General features: G+C 63.5%; 5 protein-coding genes. 1 reads left to right on the top strand and 4 read right to left on the bottom strand.

The genetic code is table 11. From position 1 onward, the window contains the following. Together LJE93_08480 and LJE93_08475 are read right to left on the bottom strand one after the other, a co-directional pair. A partial coding sequence (locus LJE93_08480) for a hypothetical protein (GenBank protein MCG6948931.1) occupies positions 1-1353 on the bottom strand: 1353 nt, incomplete at its 3' end. Positions 1354-1525: 172 nt separating this feature from the next. Beyond that, complete coding sequence (locus LJE93_08475) at positions 1526-2836, bottom strand: Xaa-Pro peptidase family protein (protein ID MCG6948930.1); 1311 nt, start codon at positions 2834-2836, stop codon at positions 1526-1528. Positions 2837-3042: 206 nt separating this feature from the next. Here LJE93_08475 and LJE93_08470 point away from each other — a divergent pair, with 206 nt between their 5' ends. Next, the gene (locus LJE93_08470; protein MCG6948929.1) at positions 3043-5682 is read left to right on the top strand and encodes a hypothetical protein; all 2640 of its coding nucleotides are present in this window, start codon (positions 3043-3045) and stop codon (positions 5680-5682) included. Here the strand turns inward: LJE93_08470 and LJE93_08465 are convergent. Together LJE93_08465 and LJE93_08460 are read right to left on the bottom strand one after the other, a co-directional pair. Beyond that, on the bottom strand, positions 5679-6173 hold the full coding sequence (locus LJE93_08465; GenBank protein ID MCG6948928.1) for a nuclear transport factor 2 family protein: 495 nt from the start codon (positions 6171-6173) through the stop codon (positions 5679-5681). The two genes, LJE93_08470 and LJE93_08465, sit on opposite strands and share 4 nt — an antisense overlap. Position 6174: 1 nt before the next feature. Then, a partial coding sequence (locus LJE93_08460) for a divalent metal cation transporter (GenBank protein ID MCG6948927.1) occupies positions 6175-7250 on the bottom strand: 1076 nt, incomplete at its 5' end.

The raw sequence follows: 7250 nt of genomic DNA, 5'->3' as shown, positions 1-7250 counted from the left end.
CTCGGCGAGCACCGGAGCGAGGTCGGTCAAACGACACTCTTCAGGCGGCACTGGGAGAATTCCCGCGATATCGATTTGTCCCCTCGGCAATGCCACGAATTCTCCTGCCTCGCCCAGCCTCGAAAGCTCCACCGGAACCCGTATGACCTGGAGAATCAGCCCGAGTAGAGCGAGGAGAACGGCCGCCTTGAGTCTCCGTTCGAGCGACACCGGGCCCCCGCTCAGGGCCGGCAGGCCCGACACCATCAGGGCGAGGGCCACCATCCAGACACCGCCCCATCCGGGAGTCAGCAGGTGCTCCGGAAGCCACGACGTTTTCAGCGACGGTTGACCGAAAACGGCCAACAGCGAAGCCACGGTGAGAACACCGAAGACCAGTACTCCAGCTCTCGCGGACGAGAGTCGCCCGGCTACACGACCAACCGACGCCCCGGCCACAATCACAGCGACCCCGAGAGCCATGCCCGGAGCCGGACCCGGTGCCAGGAGCAACGACCACGTACCGAGCGCGGTTGCCACGACCGCCGCCCCCGGCTCAAGGAGGACCGCCAAGACTGCCAGCGCCAGCCAGCCCAGCCACTGCAGAACCCACGGCGGGTGATCTGGAAGCACGGGCATAACGGTCACCGGAATGACGGCACCTGGTGCGACCGAGGAACCGATCACTTCATATCCCTCGAGGTTCGCTCCGAGGGCAAGTTCATGACCTCGCCCCGCCGACATCCCGAACGCGCGTCGTGCTCGAAGCGGAGCACGGTCTGACACGATGACAGCGCCGACCAGGCGCCCTTCGGAGAGCAGCGGATTTCTCAACCACAGATCCGCACTCCCGGCCGACCAGGCTACACCCCACTGTCGCTGACCCAACGGCCTGACGTGGTGGGGAAACGAGGAGCCCTCTCCGCCCCAGGCGATGATCTGCCCCCGGTCATCAACCAGATAAATGGTTCGGCCAGGGATGGTTCCGGCGCTCCGGTCGAGGGCATGAAACAGCACCGCAGGATCCACCGCCTCACCCGCCGCACCGAGCAGACGAATGAGCTTGGGTTCGGTCGCGATCTTTTCCCCGTCAGACAGCATTTTCCGCGCGTGACCATCGAACTGAGACGCCAGCTCTGCACGATTGCCTGCGCCACCCGCGGGCCACCCCGCGACCATCAGTGCGAGAGCAACGGCAACCCACGCCCACCGAGATCGACCACGCGGACGTGCAAGAACAAAAAGACCGATGCACACCGCGACCGCGGCAACGGTCGAGATCTCCCACCCCGGCCACGGTCCACATACGGCGACCGCGGCGGTGGCCAGGAGCCAGGATTTCAGTTGCGAAGACTGAGCTGACGGATCTTCCACTGATTGGAGTATATCGTCACGGTCGCAGGATTCGGCCAACCACAGATTCAGTGATCAGTGTCGAGGACCGATTTCGAATTTCGAATTTCCCGCCCTCCCCCGGGCCTCCCCACGTCTCGGGTTGGGCAGGCGAGAATTCCGAATTCCGAATTCCGAACTCCTACCTAGGGTGTCAACCCTCTCGCATCAACGCCTCGATCTCCTCCGTCTTAACGGGAAGCTCGGCCGACAGGTTCTCGGCGCCGTCCTCGGTGATCAGGAAATCGTTTTCAATCCTGACGCCGAGCTTTTCGTCGGGGATATAAATGCCGGGTTCGTTTGTTATGACCATTCCCGGTTGGAGTGGATTTTCGTCCGCCCCCGGATCGTGCGCATCCAGCCCGAGCGGGTGGCCAAGGCCATGAATGAAGTACTGCCCGAGCGACTCACCCTTCGAGTCGCGTGCACTCGCGTTTTCGAAGACCTCGTAAGCGATCTTTCGCAGATCGAATACCGTCGCGCCCGGCTTCATTGCCTCGGCTGCGCGATCGTGGGCCTCGAGCACGAGCTCATAGATCTCCCGCTGGCGGTTGTTGAACCGGCCGTTGACCGGAAACGTCCGCGTCAGATCGCCGCTGTAGTAGCCGTATCGCGCACCGATATCAACCACCACGAGCTCGCCGTCATGACAGGTTCCTGCATTCTGGTCGTAGTGGAGAGTGGTCGCGTTGTATCCGGAGCCGACGATCGTCGGGAAAGCAACCCCCTCCGCGCCCGCCGCCCTGAAGGCTGCATAGACCACGCCGTCAATCAGGCCCTCCGACACACCGGGCGCGATCGCCCGCGCCGCCTGGCGCTGACCCTCGACCGTTATGGTTACCGCCTTGCGCATCAGTTCGATTTCACCGGAGCCCTTGACCTGTCTCAGAGCACCGAGGTGTTCGCCGAGATCTCTCACCGAGAATGTCGGTAGTCGATCGCGGAGGTTTGCCAGGTAGCGGTGATTCGGCGGCAGCTCGGCGCCTGAACCCACCGTCGGCAGCTCGGTCCAGAGCACCGCGTCTGCCTCCGAAAGCCAGCTCTGCAGCCTTCCCTCGAACCCTGGGACGGGACGGCGCCGCGCGTCCAGGACGATTTCAGACGGCTGTGTCGAGAGCACTTCGCTGAAACCGAGCGCTTCGGCAGCCTCTTCACCGGGTCCCCATTTCGGCCCGGTCCACGCTTCCACGTTCGGGTTTCGCGGCGGGAGAAAGAGGAGGTCTCCGTCGTCGCCGGGACGCAGGACAAGGATCGCATTGGGGAGCTCTACCCCGGTCATGTAAAAGAAGTTCGACGACTGGCGAAAGGTGCCCACGTCGCCGTAGCCTCGGTCATCGCCGGCGCCCCAGATGACCACCATGCCCTCGCCCACTCTCTGGAGCAGCTCCTGCCGCCTTTCCCTGTAAATCTCCTTCGGCTGCAGCTCCGCTGCGTAGTTTCCGCCTCGCATGTCCTCTGGTGCCACTGTTACCTCCCGTCGGGCTGCAGCAGTGTACTCGTCGAGCTCGAGGATTCCAACCGAAGAACCCTCGGCCCGAGCTGTCAGCTATCGGCCCTCAGCTTCACCGCCTTTTCCCGAAGATTTCTGGCTGACCGCTGATGGCCGATGTCTGACTGCTTTACAATCGTTCGACCCCCGGGGGACGGGGCGGCATGTCTGGAGGAGCGAAAATGCGACACGCGATAGCGGCGTTGATTCTGTGCACGGTGGGTCTGTGTCCGCTCTCGGCGGAGATCCCCACTCCGGCGACAGTCTTTGGGCACGAGGTCGGGGCCGATTTCAAGCTCATACCATATCCCGGCGTTCTATCGTATCTCGAGACGGTGGCTGCAGAATCGGATCGCGTGACGATAGAGGAGGCCGGTCGGTCGACCCTCGACAATCCGATGAAGGTCGTGATTCTCACATCTCCGGAGAACCAGGCGAACCTGGGTCGCCTGCGCGAAATCGCCCGTCTCATCGCCAAACCCGGCAACCTCACGCCGGAACAATCGGAACAGCTGGTCGACCAGGGCAAAGTCATTGCCCTGGTGACCTGCTCGATCCATTCGACCGAGGTCGGCAGTACCCAGATGGTTACCGAGTTCGTGCATGAATTCGCGACCACCGAAGATCCCGAAAAGCTCTCCTGGATGGACGACGTCGTGCTGCTGGTCATGCCGTCGATCAACCCCGATGGACAGCTGATGGTGGTCGACTGGTACAACAAATGGCTCGGAACTGAGTACGAGGGCGGCCGTATGCCGTGGCTCTACCACCATTACGTCGGTCATGACAACAACCGCGACTTCTACATGCTGAGCCAACGGGAAACCAAGGTGGTCAATGATGTGCTCTACCACCGGTGGTATCCGCAGTCATTCCTCGACGAGCACCAGATGGGATCGACCGGCCCGCGGATGTTCGTCCCACCCCAGACCGACCCGCTGAACGAGGAGGTCCACTCCCTCGTCTTCCGGCAGGCGGACGTTCTCGGAACCAACATGAGCTTTCGCCTCGAGCAGGCGGAGAAAACCGGCGTCGGCCACAACATGATCTTCGACAGCTACTGGCCCGGCGGTACTCGCAACACCGCCTGGTGGAAGAACGTCACCGGATTGCTCACCGAGGTCGCCAGCGCACGTCTGGCGAGCCCCATCTATGTCGACCCGGGCGAGCTTCGTGGTGGCGGCAAGGGTTTTCCGGAGTACGGACGGAGATCCAACTTCCCGTCTCCCTGGCCAGGAGGCTGGTGGCGGTTGCGCGACATCGTCGAGTATGAGCTCGTCGCCACCTGGGCGTTCCTCGAAGCAAACGCCGAAAACCGGGCCTCGATTCTCGGCGACGTCAACAAAATGGCTCGCTGGTCGATCGAAAACGGCCTCACCGAGCCGCCGTATGCATTCGTCATCCCTCCGGCCCAACACGATCCGGTAGCGGCCGGCAAGCTCGTTGATCTCCTGTTGGAGCACGGAATCGAGATCGCCCGGGCGATGGAGCCGGTGGAAATCGGCTTCTCCGTCTACCCAGCCGGCACGACGATTATACCGGCCGCACAACCTTACCGACCGTTTCTCCTGACCATGTTGCGGTCTCAACGCTACCCGGAGGTACGCAACGACACCGACGCGGGGATTCTGGCGCCCTACGATGTCGCCTCGTGGTCCCTGCCGCTCGCCATGGGCGTCGAAGTGGTAGAGGCCACCGAACCGGTGAATGCAGCTCTAGTGTCGCTGACCGAGCCCGCCTGGCCACAGCCGAAAACCGACCGCAACGCCGCCGGCCACCTGATTCCGGCCGCGGCCGACAGCGCCTACCAGGCGATCAACCGCGTTCTTGCCGATGGAAAGGCCGTCCATCGTCTCGACTCGGACGCTGATGTCGGGATTCGAGGAGACGTCTACCTGTCGGCGGAGGACATCGATGCAACGTCCCTGGCCGAGATCGTCGACGGACTTCACCTGCCGGTAGTGCCGGTCGCGAGTGCCCCCGACGCCAGCTTGCTGAGGGTCGAAGGGGCGCGCGTCGGGCTGTTCAAGCCATGGGTGGCCAGCATGGACGAGGGGTGGACCCGGTTCGTCCTCGAGAGTTACGAGTTCCCACTCACCACGCTTTCCAACGAGATGATCCGGTCGGGAGTTTTTGCCGACAAGGTCGACGTGTTGCTCTTCCCCGACGTCTCTCCCGACATCATTTCCAAGGGGGAGCCCGAAAGAGGAAACCGATCGGGCCGCCGGTGGGCGCCGATGCCCCCCGAGTACGCCGGCGGGATCGACAGCTCGCCGGAGGCTGGGGCGGACGGCAAGAAGAATGGCAAGCACACCGACGGGATCAAGGGCGGCAAACGCATCAAAGAGTGGGTCGAAGCGGGAGGCACGGTGGTCGCGCTCGATTCCTCGAGCCAGTACTTCATCGACCTTTTCGAGCTTCCGGTGAGCAACGTATTGGAGAAGGTGAGCCGCAAGGATTTCAACTGCCCCGGATCGATGCTGCGGGTCGAGATGAACCTGGACAGCCCACTGAGCTTCGGGATGCGCGCCGAGGAGGCGGTGTACTTCGCCGGCTCACCGGCCTTCCGCACCCAGGTGCCGGATCCGCGATTCGGGCGAGAGGTCATTGCCCGTTATCCGGATGACGACAAGGACATCCTGGTCAGCGGCTATCTCGAGGGAGGAGATCTGCTCGAAAAACGGGCGGCTGTCGTGGATTTCACGGTCGGCGAAGGCCACGTGATCCTGATCGGCTTCCGCGCCCAACACCGTGCGCAGCCTGTCCGGACCTTCAAGTTGTTGTTCAACACGCTGTATTCTCTGGAGAGAATCTCCGATTAGCGCGCTGCATCCTCGAACTCTCTGATGCGAGCTGTGAACTCGCCGGCCAGGTCGTTCGGAATCGGAATGGTCAGGTTGTACTGGGCGATGCGCCAACCCTCGTCGGTCAGCAGCAGGACGCCGGTGCCGCGACAGGTTCCGTAGTGGTCGTTCCTCAACACTTCGTCGAACCAGGCCGTCGCACCACTTACGGCCACGTAGACGTGGCGCTCGGTCACCGTGTAAGTCCATCCCCGGCCCTGCGAGAAGTGCGGCTCGGCGAAGGCCCTGAACTCGTCCATCGACCATCGCTCGGTGGCATCGGTGCCCATGAATACCGCGTCCTCGTCGAAGAGGCCGAAGTAGAGTTCGCCGTTCGCGTCCGAGGCGGCCTCGTGCAGGGAATCCAGGACCCGATTGACGGCCTTCTCCGCGGATTCGGACCCACCGGCCGCAATCGACAGCGATAAAAACAAACCAACAGCCACAACGGCCAACAGTCGTTTTCGCACGTCATCCTCCCGCCAAAAACCTCATTGCGCCGATCACCGCCGCGACCACACCCCGCACCCCGAGGATGGCGCAAACCAGCACGACGGTGCCCATGATCAGGTTCTGGGGGCGCGAGTTGGCTCCCCGTTCTCCGAGCAGGTCCCGATCATTGACCGCCAGCCAGAGAAACACCGCGACCAACGGCAGCAGAACGCCGTTGAAGGCCTGGGCGAGGATGATGACCGGGATCGGCTGCACGTCGGCGACACCGAAGGCCATGCCGGTCAGCAGGACGCCGATCCACACTGCCCGGTAGCGCCCCGAGATCTCTCTCCAACGCGGATCGTTTTTTCCCCCGAGCAACGACCTTGCCGTCAGGGCTGCCGCCAACGGGGCGGTCACGGCGGAGGTGAAGCCAGCCGCGAAAAGGCCGACGGCCAGCGACAGCTCCGCGCCGCGACCGAGGCGGTCGGCAAGGACGGCCGCCAGCCGTTCGAACTCGAGGCCGCCTCCAAGCGCGCTGCCGACGACCAGAACACCGAGTGAGATGACTCCACCGCCGAGGACCGCGACCGCAAGGCCCCATCGCATCTCTCCCAGCGAGCTGTCGCGGGCCAGGGCGGACCCGAGGAAGAGGTTGTAGGGAACCACCGTCGTGCCGACCAGTCCGAGGACCAGGACAGTCCCGCCAACCGGGATGCTCGGTACGAACAGGCCGTGAAGCAGTTCGCCGAGATCGGGGCCCAGGCGCACTGCGGTCGCGAGGAATGTCACCCCCATGACAGCCACGAGCGCGCCCGCGACTCGAGCGATCCAAATGGTGTTGCCGGTGACCAGCAGCAGGGCTGCCGCCAAACCAGTGGCGAGCGTAAGGGTGGCGGGCCGTACATCGATGATCAGGCGAAGCCCGGCCACCCCTCCGAGCAGATTCCCCGCCTCGAAGGCGGCGCAACCGAGGATGACGCCAGCAGCCGCAGATACCGGTACGGCTTTGGCCCACCTCGAATCTGCAAACCTCCCCCGTATCGCCTCGCCGAGCTCCTCGCCGGAGAGGGCAGTGATCCGGCCCGACGCTTCCTGCAGCACCAGGCACGCAA

It is taken from the genome of Acidobacteriota bacterium (assembly GCA_022340665.1).
In the GTDB taxonomy this organism is placed as follows: domain Bacteria; phylum Acidobacteriota; class Thermoanaerobaculia; order Thermoanaerobaculales; family Sulfomarinibacteraceae; genus Sulfomarinibacter.
Note: the sequence above shows the minus strand (reverse complement) of the source record. Positions and strands in the feature narration are given on the sequence as shown.

What these genes read in the sequence shown, in the direction of transcription:
- LJE93_08470 (MCG6948929.1), top strand. Translation starts at nt 3,043, where the DNA reads ATGCGACACGCGATAGCGGCGTTGATTCTGTGCACGGTGGGTCTGTGT.